Below are 21,168 nucleotides of genomic sequence, written 5' to 3'. Positions count from 1 at the left end.
GATTTCTTGGTTTTCGCACTATCCCTCAAGCTCAACGTGCTTTAGCCAATCAAATTCAAAAGGTTTTTTCTTTCTTTGTATGAAACCACCCTGCCAAACCCCTCTCCGACCCGGAGGGGCTTTGAAGATTGGCTCCCCTTCCTTCTCTTTGAGACGCATAATTAATTAGTTATATCTTGCACCTGTCTATCCCGCCTGAGAATAAATTCTCAGGCTAATAGCCCAAGTCCACTAAGCGTGGACTACAACCTTTACTTAGTCTTCTTTAGAAGACTTTAGCTATAAGCCTCAGAATTCATTCTGAGGCGGTCGTGGGAACTGGCGCAAGTTCTGAGATTACACAATGTCATTGCGAATGTAGCGTTCGCGGTATCGTCTCGTAGAGAAGCGAAATCTAGGCGAAGCCTTCCCGTTCGTGTAGCGTCTCCTTCAAGAGAAGGGTAGCAATCCCAGCCGCAAGCGAATTGCAACTCTAAGAGACGCTCCGCCAACGCTCGCAATGACTGTAATTAATTTTGCGTGGTTACTTACTTCATGCAAACCAGAACCGCTATCGGTGAAAATCTAGGTAATTGTAATTGTCTCTTTTTTGCACAATTCCTGAATTCAACTTGCTGCGATCTTTAAAGTAGCGGAAAATATCAAGCGATCATTCCCTCTTCCACGTTATCTGTGCCAGCACGAGTATCGCGTATGCCTTCCTCACCAAGATTTTCCGGCATAAATCCACCTGCTTGCATTTTCCATAACCTGTGGTAAGCGCCGCCAAGTGCCAGTAGTTTGGCGTGGGAACCATCTTCGATAATACGACCTTTGTCGAACACCAGAATCCGATCTAGATGGACGATGGTAGATAGCCGATGAGCTACCACGATGACCGTTTTCCCATTCATTGCTAAGTCGAGAGTATCTTGGATCGCTTTTTCGGTGATTGAATCGAGGCTAGAAGTGGCTTCATCTAAGATCAGGATCGGTGCGTCTTTGAGGATTACCCGCGCAATTACAATGCGCTGCCTCTGTCCTCCAGACAATTTGACACCACGTTCGCCCACCAAAGAATTGTAACCATCTTTACTTTGGGCGATGAAATCGTGAGCGTGAGCCTTTCGCGCCGCCTCGATTACTTCTTCATCGGTTGCATCCAAGCGTCCGTAACGAATATTTTCCAGTAAAGTGCGATGAAACAAAGACGGATCTTGGGGAATCAAGCTGATCTGAGCGTGTAAGGCATCCTGAGTCATATCTCGAATATCGACCCCATCAATGATAATCTGTCCAGATTGGGGGTCGAATAAACGCAGAATCAGATTGACAAAGGTGGATTTTCCAGAGCCGGACAAGCCCACTAGTCCAATACGCTCTCCCGCTTGGATGGTGACACAAAGGTTGTTGAAAACTTTCTTTTCATCTGTGTAGTTAAAATTCACCCGCCGAAACTCAATCTTACCTTGGGTGATTGAGTGGGCGATCGCTTTCTCGCGATCGACCAATTCGTGGGGTTGAATGATGGTGAAGACACCATTGGCAACATTTCCGACATGTTCAAAAAATTCCAGAAAGCGGCGGCTCAAATTACGCGCTTCACTGATGATCAACAGCGATAGACTGGTTGCCACAACGAAATCAGCAGTAGCGATCTTTCCTTGACTCCAGAGAGAGAGCGAGTAATACAGGGTACTGATTTTCAAAATGGCTGCTGAGATGAACTGAAACCAGCGAATGCGCTCCGAGTACCAGTTCGACTCTCTCACATGTTTGATTTCGCGTCTTAATTGCTCATTCAAATAACGTCGTTCAAAACCGAAGCGAGCAAACAGTCGGCTACTAGTGAGATTTGTTACCGCATCTACGATGATGCCAGTTGTTTCACTTCTGGCGGCTGCGGCTTTCCGGGAGTAAAATCGGCAGCGAGTTGCTAACCAGAACGAAATACTGATGAAGAGAACTGCCCATATCCCCACGAGTGCAGCCAGCGGAGGATAGGCGCGATACAGTATCGTCGTGGCGACGGAATAGACAACAATTACTGGCATAAATTCAGTAATCATCATTTGCATCGTTTGGGTAACACCCAGAGAAGTTTCGCTAATCCGATGTGCTAATGCCCCGGAAAAACTACTGCTCAAATAGCGATGCGAATGGTGCTGTAAGTATGCATATAGCGATCGCACAATGTGCTGTCGGTGGATTGGATGGAGAATAGTTTGCAAAAGTCCAGCCGATCGCCCAAATACCACTTCACCCACACTCAAGCCGATGAATAACATCAAGGGTTGCTTCATGGCATCAAAAATGGGCTTGCTGTCGCCCGTGGATCGCGTTACGCCCCGGATAATCTCGCCAATAGCATAAGGCAACATAATGCCACAGGTTGCATGTATTACCTCCAGGATTACCATTAACACATACCACCAGCGGAACTGGTTAACAAAATAGCAAATGAACCTGAATGGAGTTGATGGCAAATCTGGTGCATCAGGAGCACGTTGAAAGGATTTGAATTGTCTAGTCTTTTTCGTCATGAAAGTCCATCTCTTAGCATCATTTTAGCTTTTCTACTAGATAAAAATGGACGACTAGATAAGCCGTCCGATGGCATTAGAGACTTCTAAAAGTACTCCACTAGACCATAATTTCTGGTGGTGCGATCGCTGCATAAACATCAGGCGGGAGTAACGCTTCCTGAATATTAATTTTCTTTGGTATTACACCCTCTTGAAAAAACAAATCTGCCACACGCTGTTGTTCCTTAATCAGTGCAGGGCTGAGTCCTCTGCGTCCGACAAAAGAGCGACGAGACATCACTTTTTCTACCACATCCGCGTCGAGCTTTTGTTCAGTTATCATCAATTTGGCAACTTCGGCTCGATTTGCCTCTGCCCACTTGTCGAGGTTATTAAGCTCCTCAATGATAATTTTTAACAAGCCAAGGTTTTCTTCGGCAAACTTTCTGTCTGCAATATAATAAGCTCCAGGAGAATCTAGCCCAACAGAATCTTTGAGGACTCGAATTCGATTCATCTTTTGAGCGATCGCATAGTGCGGATCTCCTGTCATCCAAACTGGAATTTTACCTTCGATAAAAGCAGCCCGCGCCTCGATAGTCGGTAGACTTCTGACTTTAATATCTTTGAGAGTCAAGCCGATTGACTGCAACGCTCTGATAATAAAGTAATGCGATGCCGAGCCTTTTTGAAAGTAAACTTCTTGACCCTTGATATCCTCAAACTTCTGAAGTGGAGATTCCGGAGGAACGGCAATAACAGTACTTGTCCCCGTCCTTTGGTCTCTTTGTGTCCCGACTACATAAACAAGGTTCGCTCCAGCCACTTGTGCAAAAATTGGTGGCGTTTCTCCCACCGATCCCACATCAATTTTTCCCGCAGCCATCCCTTCCATAAGTTGAGGCCCTTGGACAAATTGCGCCCATTCTACCTTAATCCCCAACGGCTCCAAGCGTTTCTCTAAAACTTTTCGATTCCTGAAGAGATCCCCGGCGCTTTGATACCCCATGCGGAGAACTTTAGTTTTTATCCCCAGGGAATTCCCACTTGCAGCACTACTGTTTATCAAAGAAGATTGTTGGCTTTGTTCGCTACAACTTCCTAACAGATATGCCATAGAAAAGCCACATAGCCCGGAAGTAGCAAAATTGAGAAAACGACGGCGTTTAATCCTAGCTATTTTATCCATGATATATTTCTGGTTTGAAGGAATTCTGGTTGTCATTAGTCATTAGTCATTAGTCATTAGTCATTAGTCATTAGTCATTAGTTATTTGTTATTCGTCGCGTCCCCATTTCCTTAATTTCTAACGAAGAGAATCTCCTCTTCGGTATTCGGCGGTTATGTCGTCTAACTTTTGTTTCAAACTGTCGTCAAGTTTTAATTCCACTGCCTTGAGGTTGTCAGTAAGTTGTTCTGGGCGGCTAGCGCCAATGATGGGGGCGGTGATAATGGGATTAGATAAAACCCAAGCTACTGCTAGGGTGGTGAGCGACAATCCAGCGAGATCCGCTACTGTGCGTAAAGCCTCCACAGTATCGAACTCGCGATCGTGCCAGTAGCGTTCTTGATAACGTTCTGCGGCAGCACCTAGCGTAAAACGGGTACCGGAGGTGGGGCCTTCAGCGAGAATGTGTTTGCCGGTGAGCAGACCGCCTGCTAAGGGATTGTAAGAAATTACACCCAGTCCTTCTTCTTGTGCCAGGGGCAATAGTTCTCGCTCAATTTCGCGGAACAAGAGGTTGTAGCGGGGCTGAATCGAGATAAATCTGGTTAGATTGCGCGTTTCGGCGCGGCCCAAGGCGCGGGCGAGTCGGTAAGCTAAGAAGTTGGAAACCCCGATGTAGCGCACCTTGCCAGCACGAACTACCGCGTCCAGCGCTTCCAGGGTTTCATCGAGGGGGGTGGAAGTATCGTCGGAGTGTAACTGGTACAGATCGATATAATCGGTTCCTAAGCGTCGTAGAGAAGCATCGATCGCATCCAAAATATGTTTACGCGAAGCCCCCCGATCCCAAGGTGCAGGGCCAACCTGGCCGACGCACTTGGTAGCCAAGATAAAATGTTCGCGTTTGCCTTTGAGCCAGCGCCCAACGATTTCTTCGGTGCGCCCAGCAGTGGCAAGACCGCCGCCGAGGGGATAAACGTCGGCTGTGTCCAAAAAGTTAATTCCGCCATCGGCAGCGGTGTCCAGGATGTCTCTGGAAGTTTCTTCGTCGGTCTGCAATCCAAAGGTCATGGTGCCGAGACAAAGGCGGGAAACAGTCAATCCAGTTTTACCGAGATTAGTAGTTGCTAAGGTCACGTCGCTTCGCTCCGAATTCAAAATTCAAAATTCAAAATTCAAAATTAATAATCCCCAAAAATAAATTTAGGGACTGGTATCCTTTTCCTTTTCGGTCATGGGGATTAAAAAAATTCTCTCTTGTCTCTCAGTCCCCAGCCCTTGAGCGTTGACTTTTGGGGTGTTTTGTGAATTAGACAACTAAGGCAGTGTTGCGACGGCTCAGGGAAATTAGCCACTGTTGCAACTTCGGATCGCCGTATACCTCGTCTGCAATAAAATGATCGCCATCAGGCAGTACTGTCAAATCGACTTTCCCCCCTACTTGGCGTAAGCGCTCAACAAAATTCTCTGTATCCTCAATCGGCAGATTTTTGTCTTGTCCACCTTGGAATATCTGAACGGGAATGTCTTTAAGTGCAGCTAGTTCGCTTTCTCCTAATGTTTTGGGTACACGGCCAGACACTGCTACTAGACCGGCGAAGCGATCGGGATGCAAAGCAGCGATATGCCAGATACCTGCCGAGCCTAAGCTGAACCCAGCTAATATCACCCGCGCTGGATCGACGGGCTGGGAAAGAATCAATTCATCAAGCAAAGCAAGCACATCATCTGCTCGATCTGCCCAAGTCTGTTCCGCCAAAATCTGGGGGGCAGCGAAGACATAAGATAATGAGTCAGATAAATCCACGAAACGAGGTAGACCCCATTTCAATAGCACATTCAAATCCGTGCCGCGATCGCGTCCTCCATGCAGAAACAACACTAAGGGTGCGGGTTGCTTGGCATTGTCAGAAACAGGCGAGAAAAGATAAGGCAGGGAACTATTGATCGTGTCATGAGAGCGTTGTTTGACAGGCATAGTCTTGACTCCTAATTTGATTTGGGCATTGGGCAATTCAATTTTGGATTTTGGATTTTGGATTGGAATTGAATCTAAAATCTAAAATTTCTACTCCCCAATGCCGCGAGGATTACGCAAACTCAGGTAACTGCCGCCTTGACCGGCTGCTTCCACACTGCTGCGGCGTACAGCGAGGCATCGAAGTCTGGGGGGATGTTATCGCTGGTGATGCGTGCCTTGTGCAGTGCCCAGTCGGCGAAGAACAAGTCGTGGCTGATGCGTGCCACCACTGCCGGCACGTCGCGCCGGATGCTGGGTACGTCACCGATGGGCAGACCAAAACTTACAAAGCCAGCTGGGTTAAAGACGTGAATATCTTTCAGGTAAGGGGCGCTACCAGGAACCTTTTCCTGGTATTCATGAGCGCTGCCGAGGTAGGGATGCCTGCCTAGCTCATCGTCGCGTTGGTCGGCTGGTGGTTCGTAGCGATCGCGCCAAAGTGCAATGTGATGTGCAAAGTCAGCCAGTTCCGGCCGCTTCGTCGGGTCAACGAAGTAGCCGGTGCCAGCGATCGCAAAATCGAACTCGAAAGCATCGTCGTTCACCTGCGCGACGATCCGGCCGCCCTGCTCCTGCGCCGATCTCCAGGTCGCTGATAGGTGCAGGTGGAAGTTCGGGAATGCGATCGCCCGTTGAATCGCGTCGGCTGGGGGCGTAGAACCAACCTGGCGATACCGCCAAGCTTGGAACCAACGATCTGCATCGGGCAGTTCTGGATAGTTGTAGTAAGCACCGGGATAACCGCGCACGCGATTTACTGGCAGCGATGCGATCGTCGATCGCCGCGCGAACAAATGCACCGCCTTGGCTCCCGATTCGAGCGCTACCCCTGCGGCATCGAAAGCTGAGGCCGCTGCACCCAGTATCGCTACAGTCTTGCCCCGGAGCGCGGTGAAGTCGATCGCATCGGCGGTATGGGCATACAGCGGGCGCGGCAGACTATCTGCTAGAACTGGCGGCACGTAGGGGCCACCAGTGCCAGCCACACCGTTGGCGAAGACGATCTTCCGTGTGGTTTCCACTTGGGGAACACCGTTCACCTCAAGGTGTAGGCGAAAGAAACCTTCCACTGGCTCGATTCGCATCAGCCGCGTCCGATACCGAACCGGGATGCCCAAAAACTGCCGATACCAGCTGAGGTATTCGGCCCATGCCAACCGAGGGATACGGTCGATCGCTGCGTATGCCTCGGCACCCTGTCGCGCCTCGTACCAAGCCTGGAACGATAGCTCTGGGATACCAAGTTCGGGGCCGGGCAGGTTTTTCGGTGTGCGGAGCTTATTCATCCGCGCTCGGTTCAGCCACACCCCGGCATGAGCCTCATCGTCGGCCGCGTCGATTACCGTCACACCGCCAATGCCGGCACGCCGCAGCGCAAATGCAAAGGTGCTGCCACTGCCGCTGCCACCAACCAGTGTGACATTGCGATCGACGCCTGGGCGGTCGGGTATCCAGTTATCGGGATCGGGGCCGATTAGGCGTAGCGCCTCACGGGCTACAACATCGGGGTCAGTCGTTATCGTCATATCGATTTCCGTTAGAAGAGGAAGGTACGGGAGAACTCCACAAGTGAGGATAAATGGTGAGGGGGAATGGCACTAAGAAAAGGGAAAATCGTTGAGGCAGCAGGAGTGCAGAGGAGCAAAGGAGCAGGGGAGAAAGAAGAAATTTTAGGCATTGCGTTCAGATATTTAGAAATTCCCCTCTGCCCCCCTGCTCCCCTGCACCTCTGCAATCCCTACGCCGCTTACCTTTCAGCTTAACTTAGTGCCATTCATGGTGAGGGGGAAGAAGGAAGCGGCAGGGAAAAACCTTTTATTCTTCCCCTTCCCGGATTAAGCCACTACCAGGCTCTTATCCACTTGTTTAAATTCGGTATTACCTACCTTGGATTCGATCGCAGTCCCCTTGAAAAATTCGGGGTTAGCTTGGGTGTAAAACTTGTAGGGGTTAGCGAATACATAGGATTTGAAGTCAGCTTCGGAAATAACGCCTTCTTGAACCAAATCCCAACTTTCAGCTAAGGGGGCAGTCAAGTCTGGTACATCCCAGTGACCAACATCGGAAGAATAGATCGCGTTGATTTTGACTCCCAAGGGATTGGCTTTGTCGTTGAATGCCGTAGCGATAGTGCGATCGTCGGACTCGGAACCAAAGAAGAAACTATTCACCCAGCGATCGCGGATGTCTTCGGTTGTTTCAATGCCTGCTGCGGCAAAATCTTCCAATTCGCTACCAATCGGCGCACGGCTGTGACGGTTGAATGAAGATCCGAGTACAGTCTTGGTTAATTCATCTTTATCGAGGGAATGCCCTTGAGTAATTTCCGCACCGTAACGCTCAAATATCTCAAACAGATCATCGGCATTCGTCAGCGCTGGATTGTAGTTTTGCAGTGCCTTCAAATTGCGCTTAGAGAAGCGATCCACCAGATGAATGTAGACGTTGGCACCCCAAGCTGCACCACCTTCCAGCATAGCTACTCGCAACTGGGGAAAACGCTTGGTAACACCACCGAAGAACAATGCTTTAGCAAAGGCTTCTGAACCATCGGCGAAGTGGCCGATGTGATTGTTCATGTAGTTACTAATAGAGGAGCGCCCAGTCCAACCCTGACTGCCGTAATGGGTGGTGACGGGTACGCCCAGTTCCACGACTTTGGCCCAGAAGGGATCGTAATCGTATTCACTATCCAGTCCGTAAAAGTCGATATAAGATGCATACTTGGCGATTTCGGGAAATTTATCGGCTGGATATTTATCCGCGATCGCTTTAATCGGCCGCTTCACACCTCCAGTGATATTAATAACCTTTAATCCCAGTGTTTTCACAGCAAATTCTAGCTCCTCAATGCCTTCTTGGGGAGTAGTTAAGGGGATGCCAGCTACCGGTGTCAGGCGATCGCTATATTTCCGGTAGATATCGGCATGATAGTGATTGACTGCACGTTGCAGTGCCTGACGGTTCTCTGCACTAGCTCCAGCAGGTGCCAAAACATTGTTGGGAAATAGTACCGAATAGTCTGACCCTTGCTCCGCTTGACGCTCATAGAGCAGTCCGGGGAGGGTGTAAGTGGCGAGATCCAGTGTGTTTTTGGTCACTCTGGCCCACCAAGGCGATCGGATTGTGCGGTTGTAGTGACGTTCTTCAGGGGTTTGTTGATACCAATCTTTACCGTTGCTCTTGGAGTTAAGACGAGAGGATTCCGTCTTACGTAGTTCGTCTACGAGTTTCACGCCGCCGTAATTGGCGATGTAATCCTCAAACGCTGGAGTGAAATCATTCGTATGAACATCGGTGTCAATTACCGGATAATCAAGGGTTGCTCTAATTGCGGCGGAGCGTGAGGTCTTTAATCGGCTATATTCACTCATGTTTTTTTCCTTCAAAAAATTACAGGGTTTTTCCAGCAGCGTTGGATGCTGGTTAATTTGTGTTAGTCCATGTCTGCAAAGCCGCACGACAAACTACCTCACCGTTGTAGCGACTGCGATCGCAAAGAAAAAGGCAAGGAAATAAGCATATTTTGTGCCACTTCGGCTACGATCTTCAGGTTCTATAGGGCGGCGATCTACAGAAGGTGGGCTGCTTAAGCACAGTGCAGATATTAAAAGTCATTTATGCCAACACCAATCTCTCATCCACTTGTTTAGCGGTAAAACGATTGTCCGGACGACGCAATCCCAGGTTTTCACGCAAGGTACTGCCTTCGTATTCGGTACGGAACAGTCCGCGTTTCTGGAGGACAGGAACGACTAGGTTAACGAAGTCATCTAATCCTGTGGGGAGGATTGGCGGCATGATATTAAAGCCATCTGCTGCACCGTTGTTAAACCATTCTTCTAGCTGATCGGCAATGGTTTCGGGAGTACCAAGTATGGTGCGATGTCCTCGTGCGGTGGCAAGAGAGAGATACAACTGGCGCAGTGTGAGAGTTCCACGAGTAGCCAAATCCCTGACTAGTTTGAGACGGCTCTTGTTGGTGTTGGTGTCGCTAGGTAGTTCGGGAGCCAAATCATCTAAAGAATATTTAGATAAATCCACACCTTTGTAATAGTTCTTTAAAATCCCCCATGCGACATCGGGATGAATTAGCGATTGCAGAAATTCGTACTTCTCTTGAGCTTCTGCTTCGGTACGGCCAATGATTGGGAAAGCACCAGGCATGATTTTTAAATCATCTGGCGATCGCCCATATTGTGCTAATCTCCCTTTCACATCAGCATAAAATTCTTGGGCATCAGCTAGGGTTTGATTGGCGGTGAAAATCACTTCGGCGGTGCGTGCAGCTAAGTCCCGTCCAGATTCCGAGGCTCCAGCCTGAACAATCACGGGGTAGCCTTGAGGCGGACGACCGACGTTTAAAGGGCCTTGAACAGAAAAATATTTGCCTTTATGGTTGAGTGTATGCAATTTGTCTGGATCGAAATAGACACCAGATTCTTTGTCACGGATGAAAGCATCGTCTTCCCAGCTATCCCATAATCCTTTCACTACTTCCACAAACTCTTCAGCGCGTTCATAACGCTGGCTATGTTCCGGGTGATGCTCAAGCCCGAAATTACGAGCGGCGTTCTCATTACCTGTGGTGACGACATTCCAGCCTGCCCGACCGTTACTCAAGTAGTCCAACGAGGCAAACTTCCGCGCCAAGGTGTAGGGTTCTTCATAAGTAGTCGAGGCGGTAGAAATGAAGCCGATATTTTTGGTAACGGAGGACAAAGCCGAGAAAAGAGTGACCGGCTCGAAATGGGCGATTTTACCGTTGCGATACTGACTTTCTGGAGAGCCACCCCAGACTCCTGGGCTATCTGCTAGAAAAACTGCATCGAACAAGCCGCGTTGGGCAGTTTGGGTAATTTCCTTGTAATGCTCGAAATTCAATCCAGCATCTGCTTGTGAATCGGGGTGTCGCCAAGAAGAGATATGGTGTCCGGTAGCTTGAATGAATGCACCTAAACGAAATTTGCGTGTTCTACTCATATGCTTTTTTCTTTTCTATAGTGTGATTGCTGATTTGCGTATAGCTAATGGCTTTTTATGTAACGTCAGCTATTACTTTCACTGCTAGTGCGATCGCTTGGCTTATTCCTAACTGCTCAAATGCCTGACACATTTTGGTCAAACCCTTATGGTTAGCTGGCAAGTGTCTGATGAGAAGACAACAATATGTTTGCTTTCAACCGCTGACATCCGCCCAGAAAATACTCGCATAGCAGCTCGATAAAATACTTTCCCCATAAGGCTTTGAAGTACTCGTGTCTGACTCTTAGGTATTCACCTGTTGCTAGACACTGAATGTAATAATGGAATGCTTTCTCAACAACTAAATTTGCGCTTCAGTTGCCTACTAGTTGCTCTAGAAGGAATGAAATAACCGAACTTTAAGTCAGGTTAATACCACAGCAAAACTATTGATGCTGCTGCTTGGCGCTCGAATTATCATAAATTTATGTAGCAATCTTACTCCGCAGATAGAGTTTACACGATGCATACAAAAAAATATGTACTGACGATCACAATATCATGAACTACTAATTATTAGTATTTCTAACATTAAGTATTGCAAACTGATTGCTTACTATCATCTCGATCGCAGCACACCCAAAAAATGACGTTGCACATGTAACATGAAGTGGCGTAATATGCAATGTTAATGCTGTCAGTCTACGGAGATAAGTAGGTCGGCGTAAATAATTATCGTTGAGATAAGGCAGGGGGCAGGGAGCAGGGGGAAAGAGGGTTTGAGTTTTATTTACTTTTCTTCATACAGTTTGGTTTTATTGTGCCGACTTACTTAAAAAAGAATGGAAAGCAACTAGTAGTCTGGCAAGTCAACTTTGACGAGTAGATAAATTTTTCAATTTCTCTTCTTTCCTTCTTCCTTTGTGTACTTCGCGTCTTCGCGGTTCGTTCCTTTATTCTTCAAACTTCGCCTGACAGACCACTAAGCTGTTCCACATTTAAATTGCATAACTAGGGCGGGCAAGATGCCCACCCCACAAGATTTTGATTTAATCTGATTATGCAATTTAAATGTTTTTTAGCTTAGTATACTGTGGCGGAAGTTTGCCTACCTTGAACAAGGCGCAAAATCCCCTTGTCTTATCTGGTTAATTGAGATGGTAGCTGGAGTTGAGCCAAGCTGTACTAAGTGAGCAAAAAAGGATTATTAATCGTCTCAACAGTTTGCGAGCGATTAATCTGAAATTTAAGGGTAAAAAAAACCCGGCTTCTTTATCAAAACCGGGCTTTTAAGTAATTGTTAATTTATATTCTGGGCAATTAGCTTACAGCCAATTTTGCATCCGCTACTTGGGTATGATCGGCAACAATTTTGCGGAATGAATCACCTTCGATAGTCTCCTGTTCTGCTAGCAAATCTACTAAACGCTCCAAAACTATGCGGTTTTCTTGCAACAGTTCTTTTGCCTTGATGTAGGAAGTGTTAACAATTTCACGCACCTGCGAATCAATTTTGGCGGCAATTTCCTCAGAATAGTCTGATTTATTCATCCAGTCGCGTCCCAAAAATACTTCTCCACTCTGATTTTCTAGGGATAACGGGCCTAATTCTGACATCCCGAACCGTGTTACCATCTGCCGTGCCATCCCTGTAACCTGTTGCAAGTCATTGCTTGCACCTGTGGTCACTTCTGGCTTACCAAAAACGATTTCCTCGGCGGCGCGACCACCCAAAGTAGCAGTAATTCTGGATTTGAGTTGGGAACGCGAAATTAACCCCTGTTCTTCGTTGGGAGTAAACCAAGTTAATCCTAGCGCTTGTCCGCGTGGGATGAGTGTAACTTTCTGCACAGGGTCATGGTCTTTGAGCAATGTGCCCACTAAGGCATGTCCAACTTCATGATAGGCAATTAAGCGCTTGCTCTTGCTGTCTACCAAGGCAGTACCTTCCATACCTGCAACAACTCGATCTACAGCAGCATCAATTTCTAAAAGGGTGACAGCTTCTTTGCGCCTCCTAGCAGTGAGAATGGCGGCTTCGTTGAGTAAGTTGGCTAAATCTGCGCCAGTAAAACCAGGAGTGCGGCGAGCGATCGCTTCTAATGATACGCTAGGATCGATTTTTTTATTCCGCGCGTGGACTTTCAAAATCTCCAGTCGCCCTTTAAGATCCGGTGCATCTACCATCACTTGTCTGTCAAAGCGTCCTGGTCTGAGCAGCGCTGCATCTAAAACATCTGGGCGGTTAGTGGCAGCAATAATAATGATGCCTGTGTTACCTTCAAAACCATCCATTTCGGTGAGCAGTTGGTTGAGGGTTTGTTCGCGCTCGTCGTTACCGCCACCGATACCAGCGCCCCGTTGTCTACCTACTGCGTCAATTTCATCAATAAATATTAGGCAAGGGGCATTGTCTTTCGCTTTCTTGAAGAGGTCGCGCACGCGAGATGCACCCACACCAACGAACATTTCCACAAATTCCGAACCGGAAATACTGAAGAATGGTACACCTGCTTCACCTGCGATCGCTTTTGCTAGTAAAGTTTTACCTGTACCTGGAGGGCCAATTAACAGCACTCCTTTGGGAATACGTGCGCCTACAGCGGTAAATCTTTCTGGCTGTTTCAGGAAAGTAACAACTTCTTCAAGTTCTTCTTTCGCTTCTTCAACCCCGGCTACATCTTCAAATTTCACTCCAGTTTTTGCCTCCATTTGGAAGCGAGCTCTAGATTTGCCGAAATTCATCGCTTGGCTAGAAGCATTAGTAGAGCGACGGAGGAACAATAGCATTAAAGCCAGCAGTGGCAAAATCCACATGAGATTGATCAACAACCCAACAGCAGCTCGACTGTTAGCAGAGGAAACTTCGCCAAAATCAACATTCTTATCTTTGAGTATGTTAATTAACTCTGTGTTTTGTGCCAGAAGTCTCACCTGTTGCGGTGGCGTGTCATCCTTTTGCCCCTTGAGATAAACCCTCGCTATCTGTTCGGTTTCGTCAAGCTCTACTTTTTGGATTTCTCCCGCCTTCGCTTTCTTGATCAAGTCGCCATAGTTTAGAGAGGTGGTCTCTGCTTTTTGTGCCAAGACAGGAGTACTTCCAAAAATTCCTGGCAGCATAATCAAACTAGCTGCGATCGCACCAACCCAAGCAACGCGCTTTGAGGACTGCCCTTTTATCAATGCTTTTTTTCCCAAATTTGTCATAATAGTTACCCTTTGTCTGCTGGCACAATTTGAGCTATGGTTTTATGCCTATTCTTCTAGCAAAAATTGTAATAACTGGAAATTACACTTTTCTTATCTAGTCTAACTTCCACACAAAACCATTCCCAAATTTCTTCCGGCTATTACATGAAGTTGAGCAACCTGGGTAATTTTTCTGCCTCCTGGTGGAGATTTTAATTTGACACATTTGAACACAAATCGCTAAGATAAGCATAGTCATAACGATTCCGTTTATCAAAAAAAATCTGGTGATAGTAGTTAGTTAATAGTTTATGGGTTAATTATGGTAAAAATTGTTGGCATTGGTGGTAGTTTAAGACCCAACTCCTATACCCAGCTTGCTTTAGAAGTAGCAGTGCAAAGGGTTGAAGCTGTGGGTGCAGAGGTAGAAATTCTCGATTTACGGCAGTTGCAGCTACCGTTTTGCACTGGCGCAAAGGAGTATCCAGAGTATCCAGATGTTCAGCGGTTGCAAGATACAGTCAGTCGCGCCGATGGGTTAATTTTAGCGACACCTGAGTATCATGGTGGTGTTAGTGGTGTCCTGAAAAATGCCTTGGATTTGATGAGTTTTGAGCAACTGTCTGATAAAGTGACAGGATTAATTAGTGTCTTGGGTGGTCAGTCTAATAGTAATGCTTTAAATGACCTACGGCTAATTGTCCGCTGGGTACATGGTTGGGTAATTCCAGAACAAATTGCGATCGGACAAGCTTGGGGTGCTTTCAGTCCTGAAGGCAAGCTAGTAGATGAGAAACTCTCTCAAAGATTCGATCAGTTTGCTCAGAGTTTAGTTGATAATACTCGCAAGCTGCGGGGCGTGAATTAGTTGTAGGTGGGCACAGATGTGCCCATCTACAAAACTAAACTTAACGATCTTCGTGCGCCTCCCTCAAAGAGGCACGTTAATGATGATGGTGGTGGTGATGATGATCCCCAGCTTGTTGGGGATTAACTGCCAAAGTTTGCTCTGACAACAGCTCTGCAATATGAGCATCAGCCCATTGCGCCACCATAGCCAAAAATTCTGGATGGTCGTTGACGCAAGCCATTTGCACGTAGTTCGTACCAGGATGCTGTTTTTCCAAAGCATGGATGATGTGGTGTACATCCAATAAAGTTTCGTGGTTTTCTGTGGCAAAGCCAATTGGCATAAAAATTACCACTTTTGCACCCAATTGAATCAGGTTATTTGCAGCTTGCTCGGCGTTTGGCTGTGTCCAATCAATTAAGGGTGTGTCATGATTGAGCCAACCCACGGAGATTAAAGGATAGCGGTTAATCAACTTTTCCCGAACTAACTCGTACATTGCTTCACTTTCGGCAATCCCAGAAGTAAAGCCTTTAGCTTTATGGGGACAGCCGTGATTCATTAGCACAATGCCGATTTGAGAAGGTAGATAAGCTCCGGCTAACTCAGCAATTTTCTCCTCAACCAGATGAGCCATCAAATCGATATAAGCTGGTTCGTTGAAGAAAGAAGGAATGTAGCGCTGTGCTTTAACCCAATGTTCTTCACCATCAGCCAACTCAACGAGAGCGTTGTTAACTTGCTCGATCGCAATCCCACTAGTAAAAATAGAATCAACAACCAGCAGTGGGTAAATTAGCAGCTTCTCAAAGCCTTGGTTTTTGATTTCTGCCAAGACTTGATTGGGTAAGAAAGGGGCGCAGAAGTTGAAAGCTTTGAAAACTTGAACCTTATCGCCCCATTTTTCTTGTAAATTCTTCTCAATCCCAGCCCGCTGCTGTTCAAAGATGGCGTTATGCGGGGAAATAAAATCGTGGTGTGTGTGTCCCCACTCATGGCGGTCAAATAGCGCCAAAAGCTTTGCCAAGGGGGGATAAATCCAGGTTGGCACTGGTGCAAATTTTGCTGTCAGTAGATTTAAAGCCTGTTCGTTATAGTTGGCGAAATCTTCGTAGCTTTCGACTTCGCCGTAGCCCATAAGCAGTACGGCTACACGGTCTTTACCTGATAGATGCTCGTGAGTGTGTTGTACTTTTTCCGGCGTGGCAACCACAATCAGTTCCTCAATATAACCAAAGTGCAGAGAGATTTGGAGTCAGAGAATAGTTTGCACATTTTCCCCACTATTAACTTATTATCCCATCCAGGGGGATAGGATAGGTGGAAAAATCAGAATAATACATCAAAAGACATACAAGACTTACGCATAGATCGGGGAAAATCGAACCACAGAGACGCAGAGAATACGGAGTAGTAAGAGTTTGAAAGGTATTTTGCGTAATTTCTGAGATACAAAACTTACGTGGGGCATTAGGTACGGAAAATTGAACCAATACGCCATCTGCTATATCGCTGGAATAGCGAAAGCGGTTCACGTGCCAAAAAGCTGCATTATCAGTGAAATTAATTTGGTGCAGTTTTTGGCCAAATGTGTCTATCCAGATTTAAATCTTCAACAATTCCCAACATCAAGTTGAGAGTTTCAAAATATTCTCTTAAAGGTGCAAACTTTAACATATTTGTAAATAGATTAGGCTCAAATATATTATTTTCTACTGGTTCTTCAAGGGCTATGTATATCATGTCATCAACAAAGGAAATATAAATATTTCTGTTTGTTTTCTTGCGAAAGGTTACTATCTTATCCATTAAACTAGTAGACAAGACATAACGTGCTTCTATTTGGTCATCGCCATAAACAGTGAATAGGTTAGAAAATTCTGGATCTTCTAATTTAATTACCTGTTTTTTAGCAAGACTAATAGTATGAATATTAGCATTAATAAATTTTGGCTGAACGATTGTAACAGTTCGGAGATTTTTATTAAATTTAGCTTTAAAAAATAATCCTTTGAAGACTACACTTGCGCGGGTAAATTGATTTCTAAAAACTTCAGCTTCAAATTTCTTATATTCAATATTTTTACCTTGCAAAATACTGCCAAATATATATGGAATTATTTTTATTAATCTAACAATTAAAAAAAATACATAAAATATAAATGATGGAATAATAGTAAGATGATACAATAAATACCAATTTGAATAAGTTATGTCCTCTTGCAAAGTTGTACCTAATGGAATATCTAGAGGATTTATCCAAGAGTGTTTCAATTGTGATTCTGCGCGAATATTAGAAAAGTAGATATTAATACCATTGATTCTGCCATAAATATAATCATTTTGTATAATGTTATTTGATTTTATAATTCCTTGAAACAATTGGCTGCGGTTGAAGCTATCTGTAATATTTTTAATATCTATAGGTGAAGAATGATTTATATACTTTAATGTTTCTTTTTCATGAATAAAATTGAATATATTTTCGGGTATTTTTGATTTATATGGGCTAGAAAATGTTTCAAATGCTGCACTATAAAAAATTATCCAAGCCCAAAAAAGGAATAAAAAGACTAATAAATAACAGAAAAAGAAAATGATAAATCCAAATGGTATTAATATTATTAATTCAGATCCAACTTTAAAATACAAACTAGTTTCGCTAGAAACTTTAATAAAAGGAGATATAACTGTAAAAAACCTAATTAATATAATTGCAAGAGATAAAAAAACTAGATGAGCAGTAAAAATAGATAATAAAACTTGTTTCCTATGAGCTTCAAGTGTTTTTAATTCACTCAAGAGATTTTCTTGACAAAATACTTTGAATTCCTTTAATGTTTTTGGGGTAAATTTTTCAATAACTGGTTCGGGTTCTTCTGGGAAGGTTTCGCTTGGTGGTTGTAGCTTAACTTCTGATTCAGTGGGATTTGGTGAAGTCTCAGACACATCAATATTATCTATAAATAGGTCTGTAAATAAAAGTCGCCTTGCCCATTTTCTCGTTGGTTCGTGTTCATTAATCAGAAGTTGCTGACAAAGAGCGATCGCTTGATTAATTTGCCCATTCTCTTGATATGCTTTTATCAGCCATTTGTGTGCTTGCAAGTATTCTTTTGTAGCCGGAGAAGCGGTTTTGCAGAAAATTTTAAATGCTCGAATTGCTTCTTTATAGCGTTTTTTAGTAAGAGCTTCATACCCAGTGTTTATCAGTTCACTTGCTTGTGTAGGAGTGAGTGAAGTTTTAGTTAAATTTAGTGATGATTTTTGTTCTGTAGGTTTAGCTTCTGAAAATATTTCGGCAAGATAGTATTGTGCTAATATCTGAGTTGTTTGATGTTTGCTGTTGCTCAATTCTTGGCATAAGTTAATTGCTTTATCAAAGCGTCCATTGTAGAGGTATGCGTCTAAAAGCAATACTCGTGCATATAAATATTCTTTTGTATTGGTTTCTGTATTATCTTGGAAGAATTTTTCCAATCCTTGAAGTGCTAAATTGTAATTTTGATATTGTAATAGTTTAGCTATTCCATTTAATAATTCCTGATTTTGTGCAGAATTAAATTTTGGCATTTTTTTAACTTACTTATGGTTTATTTCAATATTTACATTGTTTCTTGCTTGTGTATTAGCTTGAAACTGCAATTTTGATTTATATTTAATTAACGAAGCTATTATATTTGTCGGAAACATTTCTACGGCGTTATTATATTCAGTTACAGCAGAGTTATAAAATCTTCTAGCCGCAGAAAGTTGTTCTTCTACTTCACTCAAGGAATATTGTAATTGGATAAAATGGTCGTTTGTTTTTAATTCGGGATAGGCTTCAAGTAGTACTATAATCTTGCTTAACATTCTCGAAATTTGGTTTTCTACAGAAACTCGACTATTGTCACTTAAATTTTTTGAAGTTACTGTACTTCTGAGTCTGCTAATTTCTATCAATATTTTTTGCTCAAATTGCATATACATTTGAGCTAAAGTAACAAGTCTAGGTATCAAATCGCTTCTTTTTTGCAGAATCACATCAACAGTAGAAAATGCATTATGAACTTGATTCTTTTTTTGAATTAAACTATTGTATAGACTTGCAAAGATAATCAATAATACAAATATCAAAACAATAATATAAATAAACATTTAATTTAGGAGATTAATCTAATATTATTTATAAGCTAAATTAATACTTTTATAAAATAGTGTTCTTTCGGAAAATTATATGAAGAGGCTATAATTTACTCAGTAAAAACAAGGTAAGATATATAAATTTCTTGATTTTTGAAAAAGCTCTGTACATGGGAAGACTCAAAAAATCAAAGGTAGTGTTAAAAATGAGTATAATTATTTGCCCTGGAATTCATGAGCCAGAGTTAACTGAAAGCTTTAGAGTAGGATTGTTAGATGTAGTTGGTAATAGCGCGATCGCTCCTAACGCTCCAAATCTACTGGTTTATCCCGGTAAAGATTTTTTAGTTTTATCACCATTCCATATTTTGCAGTTTTTACGCGTTAGCGTAGCTCACCGCAGGTATCGCTCGATCGGCTCTTTAAGATCGCCAATTATATTCATAAGCTTTAGTGCAGGCGTAGTAGGGGCAATAGGGGCGGCGCGTTTGTGGCAACTCTTGGGTGGTCGTGTCAAAGCGTTTATTGCTATAGATGGATGGGGAGTACCGCTACAGGGTAATTTTCCTATTCATCGGATAAGCCATGATTATTTCACTCATTGGAGTTCCTGTTTGCTAGGTAGTGGGCAAGATAACTTTTATGCAGAGCCAGCAGTCGATCATTTATCAATTTGGAAATCGCCCCAAACTGTACAAGGCTGCTGGATAGATTCTTCCATTGGAATTTCTCCGCCCAAAGGTTATCTGACAGCAGCTGAATTTTTGCTTATGCTGTTAAAGCGCTATGAAGCAAATTAATCCGGACAATGGAGTAAGTAAACAGGAGTTAGGAGTGAGGAGAGACGCGATTAATCGCGTCTGTACAGGCGTTTGGAGTTAGTATTTATTCTCCCCTCTGCCCAATGTTCCATGCTCCATACTCAATACCCCATCTACCTAAAGAAAGTATCTAATGTTTCCAACTGAACCTGCTGCTGTTAATAACGGGTTTGGCGCACTGCTAAAAAACCGTGGTTTTATGTTCCTGTGGATTGGGCAACTGGTTTCCCAATTAGCAGATAAGGTCTTCTTTTTAATGCTGGTCGATCTAGTAGTAGACAAAAACAGCAGCTACTTGCCTCCTTTGGGAGTAGGAAAAGAATCGATGTACCCAATTTTGATGGTGGCGTTTACTATACCAGCAGTTTTATTTGGTTCAGCAGGAGGTGTATTTGTCGATCGCTTACCAAAAAAGCTGATTATGATAGGCTCTGATATTTTACGCGGGCTATTGATCGTAGGACTAGCCTTTTTACCAAGGGATTTTCATATACTTCTTCTCATCACCTTTGGGGTTTCCACCGTTACCCAATTTTTTGCCCCAGCCGAACAAGCTGCGATTCCTTTACTAGTGCGGCGAGAGTGTTTGATAGCAGCCAATGCACTGTTTACTAGCACAATGATGGGTGCTTTAATTGTCGGTTTTTTGTTAGGAGATCCGCTGCTGAGTTTGGCTGAAACTGGGATAGCTAAAGAGTATGGCCCAGAGTTAGTGGTGGCGTTACTATACCTGTTATCGGCTGTAGTTATGCTCCCAATTCACTTTCAAGAAAAAAAATTGTCGAGCGAAGCTTTGAGCGATCGCATCGACCTTTGGGGTGAGTTTAAAGAAGGCTTACGCTACCTCAAGAAAAACCGTTTGGTGTTAAATGCCATGCTGCAAACTACAGTTTTATACTGCGTCTTTGCAGCGTTGATGGTACTTGCGCTTCCCCTAGCAGAAAAGTTTGGTTTACAAGGAAAACAATCTGGACGCTTTATCGCCGCAGTCGGAATCGGTATAGTCATAGGTGCAGCCATTTTGGGCCATTTGGGCGAGAAAACACATCGCAAACCTTTACCTTTGATGGGCTTTTTGGGTATGGCGCTCATTTTGGCTTTGGTTTCCTTTACCAATAGTCAAGTACTAGCACTCGGATTGTGTATTTTACTGGGTGTGAGTGGTTCCCTAATTGGTGTACCAATGCAAACTCTCATTCAACAGCAGACCCCACCGATTATGCATGGTAAGGTCTTTGGGTTTCAAAATCATGCTGTAAACATAGCTCTTTCCGCACCACTAGCGATTACAGGCTGGTTAAATCAAGAGTTTGGCTTGCGAATTGTACTTATAGGAATGAGCCTTGTAGTTGCAGTTGTGGGTGTTTGGGCTTGGAAAAATACCCGCAGAGTCTTGCAAGACGTAATTTAATCGATATAGGATGGAAATCTATCCTAAATATTTAAAATCCAAAGATATAAGATTTTGATTGAAGTTTTCAATTAAAATGAAATCTTAACTACAGAATTCAGCATTAATTTTAGC

The 21,168-nt window shown here is 44.1% G+C and carries 15 protein-coding genes; 4 read left to right on the top strand and 11 right to left on the bottom strand.

Annotated features, from left to right (window positions below; genetic code table 11):
* Positions 1-641 precede the first annotated feature (641 nt).
* The 5 genes from V7L01_RS31600 to V7L01_RS31580 form a co-directional block, all read right to left on the bottom strand.
* Positions 642-2,522 carry an ABC transporter ATP-binding protein gene (locus tag V7L01_RS31600; protein WP_335042004.1) on the bottom strand — a complete coding sequence of 627 codons (1,881 nt, stop codon included), beginning with the start codon at positions 2,520-2,522 and terminating at the stop codon, positions 642-644.
* 100 nt (positions 2,523-2,622) lie between these two features.
* Positions 2,623-3,729, bottom strand: coding sequence for an aliphatic sulfonate ABC transporter substrate-binding protein (locus V7L01_RS31595; protein WP_335042003.1), 1,107 nt, complete (start codon positions 3,727-3,729; stop codon positions 2,623-2,625).
* Between the two features lie 82 nt (positions 3,730-3,811).
* Complete coding sequence (locus V7L01_RS31590) at positions 3,812-4,810, bottom strand: aldo/keto reductase (protein WP_335042002.1); 999 nt, start codon at positions 4,808-4,810, stop codon at positions 3,812-3,814.
* A 172-nt stretch (positions 4,811-4,982) separates the two neighbouring features.
* The gene (locus V7L01_RS31585; protein ID WP_335042000.1) at positions 4,983-5,651 is read right to left on the bottom strand and encodes a dienelactone hydrolase family protein; all 669 of its coding nucleotides are present in this window, start codon (positions 5,649-5,651) and stop codon (positions 4,983-4,985) included.
* 122 nt (positions 5,652-5,773) lie between these two features.
* Positions 5,774-7,219, bottom strand: a complete 1,446-nt coding sequence (locus V7L01_RS31580) for a SidA/IucD/PvdA family monooxygenase (protein WP_335041998.1) — start codon at positions 7,217-7,219, stop codon at positions 5,774-5,776.
* A 66-nt stretch (positions 7,220-7,285) separates the two neighbouring features.
* On the opposite strand from V7L01_RS31580, the gene V7L01_RS31575 reads away from it, so the two are divergent.
* On the top strand, positions 7,286-7,456 hold the full coding sequence (locus V7L01_RS31575) for a hypothetical protein (RefSeq protein WP_335041996.1): 171 nt from the start codon (positions 7,286-7,288) through the stop codon (positions 7,454-7,456).
* A 72-nt stretch (positions 7,457-7,528) separates the two neighbouring features.
* On the opposite strand, the gene V7L01_RS31570 is transcribed toward V7L01_RS31575, so the two are convergent.
* The 3 genes from V7L01_RS31570 to ftsH form a co-directional block, all read right to left on the bottom strand.
* Entirely contained in the window at positions 7,529-9,067 is a 1,539-nt protein-coding gene (locus V7L01_RS31570) for an amidohydrolase family protein (RefSeq protein ID WP_335041994.1), read from the bottom strand.
* Positions 9,068-9,311: 244 nt separating this feature from the next.
* Positions 9,312-10,676 (bottom strand): LLM class flavin-dependent oxidoreductase, encoded by a 1,365-nt coding sequence (locus V7L01_RS31565; protein ID WP_335041992.1) that lies wholly within the window; start codon positions 10,674-10,676, stop codon positions 9,312-9,314.
* Positions 10,677-11,978: 1,302 nt separating this feature from the next.
* Positions 11,979-13,865 carry an ATP-dependent zinc metalloprotease FtsH gene (ftsH, locus tag V7L01_RS31560; RefSeq protein ID WP_335041990.1) on the bottom strand — a complete coding sequence of 629 codons (1,887 nt, stop codon included), beginning with the start codon at positions 13,863-13,865 and terminating at the stop codon, positions 11,979-11,981.
* A 304-nt stretch (positions 13,866-14,169) separates the two neighbouring features.
* On the opposite strand from ftsH, the gene V7L01_RS31555 reads away from it, so the two are divergent.
* On the top strand, positions 14,170-14,715 hold the full coding sequence (locus V7L01_RS31555) for an NADPH-dependent FMN reductase (RefSeq protein WP_335041988.1): 546 nt from the start codon (positions 14,170-14,172) through the stop codon (positions 14,713-14,715).
* Positions 14,716-14,791: 76 nt separating this feature from the next.
* Here V7L01_RS31555 and V7L01_RS31550 read toward each other — a convergent pair whose 3' ends face one another.
* The 3 genes from V7L01_RS31550 to V7L01_RS31540 form a co-directional block, all read right to left on the bottom strand.
* Positions 14,792-15,910, bottom strand: a complete 1,119-nt coding sequence (locus V7L01_RS31550) for a ferrochelatase (RefSeq protein ID WP_335041986.1) — start codon at positions 15,908-15,910, stop codon at positions 14,792-14,794.
* A gap of 350 nt (positions 15,911-16,260) precedes the next feature.
* The gene (locus V7L01_RS31545; RefSeq protein ID WP_335041983.1) at positions 16,261-18,270 is read right to left on the bottom strand and encodes a DUF3137 domain-containing protein; all 2,010 of its coding nucleotides are present in this window, start codon (positions 18,268-18,270) and stop codon (positions 16,261-16,263) included.
* Positions 18,271-18,279: 9 nt separating this feature from the next.
* Positions 18,280-18,837 carry a LemA family protein gene (locus V7L01_RS31540; RefSeq protein WP_335041981.1) on the bottom strand — a complete coding sequence of 186 codons (558 nt, stop codon included), beginning with the start codon at positions 18,835-18,837 and terminating at the stop codon, positions 18,280-18,282.
* Positions 18,838-19,028: 191 nt separating this feature from the next.
* On the opposite strand from V7L01_RS31540, the gene V7L01_RS31535 reads away from it, so the two are divergent.
* Both V7L01_RS31535 and V7L01_RS31530 read left to right on the top strand, forming a co-directional pair.
* Entirely contained in the window at positions 19,029-19,622 is a 594-nt protein-coding gene (locus V7L01_RS31535; RefSeq protein ID WP_335041979.1) for a hypothetical protein, read from the top strand.
* A 154-nt stretch (positions 19,623-19,776) separates the two neighbouring features.
* The gene (locus V7L01_RS31530; protein ID WP_335041977.1) at positions 19,777-21,054 is read left to right on the top strand and encodes an MFS transporter; all 1,278 of its coding nucleotides are present in this window, start codon (positions 19,777-19,779) and stop codon (positions 21,052-21,054) included.
* Positions 21,055-21,168 lie beyond the last annotated feature (114 nt).

Origin of the sequence: Nostoc sp. (assembly GCF_036917095.1) — a bacterium.
GTDB lineage: Bacteria > Cyanobacteriota > Cyanobacteriia > Cyanobacteriales > Nostocaceae > Nostoc.
The sequence above is the reverse complement of the archived record's forward strand: the minus strand, read 5'-3'. Positions and strand labels throughout refer to the sequence as shown.

Bases quoted from the DNA above. Each gene is read 5' to 3' on its own strand.
- V7L01_RS31545 (WP_335041983.1), bottom strand. From the start codon at position 18,270: ATGCCAAAATTTAATTCTGCACAAAATCAGGAATTATTAAATGGAATA.
- V7L01_RS31580 (WP_335041998.1), bottom strand. From the start codon at position 7,219: ATGACGATAACGACTGACCCCGATGTTGTAGCCCGTGAGGCGCTACGC.
- V7L01_RS31535 (WP_335041979.1), top strand. From the start codon at position 19,029: ATGAGTATAATTATTTGCCCTGGAATTCATGAGCCAGAGTTAACTGAA.
- V7L01_RS31540 (WP_335041981.1), bottom strand. From the start codon at position 18,837: ATGTTTATTTATATTATTGTTTTGATATTTGTATTATTGATTATCTTT.
- ftsH (WP_335041990.1), bottom strand. From the start codon at position 13,865: ATGACAAATTTGGGAAAAAAAGCATTGATAAAAGGGCAGTCCTCAAAG.
- V7L01_RS31530 (WP_335041977.1), top strand. From the start codon at position 19,777: ATGTTTCCAACTGAACCTGCTGCTGTTAATAACGGGTTTGGCGCACTG.
- V7L01_RS31575 (WP_335041996.1), top strand. From the start codon at position 7,286: ATGGCACTAAGAAAAGGGAAAATCGTTGAGGCAGCAGGAGTGCAGAGG.
- V7L01_RS31595 (WP_335042003.1), bottom strand. From the start codon at position 3,729: ATGACAACCAGAATTCCTTCAAACCAGAAATATATCATGGATAAAATA.
- V7L01_RS31555 (WP_335041988.1), top strand. From the start codon at position 14,170: ATGGTAAAAATTGTTGGCATTGGTGGTAGTTTAAGACCCAACTCCTAT.
- V7L01_RS31600 (WP_335042004.1), bottom strand. From the start codon at position 2,522: ATGACGAAAAAGACTAGACAATTCAAATCCTTTCAACGTGCTCCTGAT.
- V7L01_RS31570 (WP_335041994.1), bottom strand. From the start codon at position 9,067: ATGAGTGAATATAGCCGATTAAAGACCTCACGCTCCGCCGCAATTAGA.
- V7L01_RS31585 (WP_335042000.1), bottom strand. From the start codon at position 5,651: ATGCCTGTCAAACAACGCTCTCATGACACGATCAATAGTTCCCTGCCT.
- V7L01_RS31565 (WP_335041992.1), bottom strand. From the start codon at position 10,676: ATGAGTAGAACACGCAAATTTCGTTTAGGTGCATTCATTCAAGCTACC.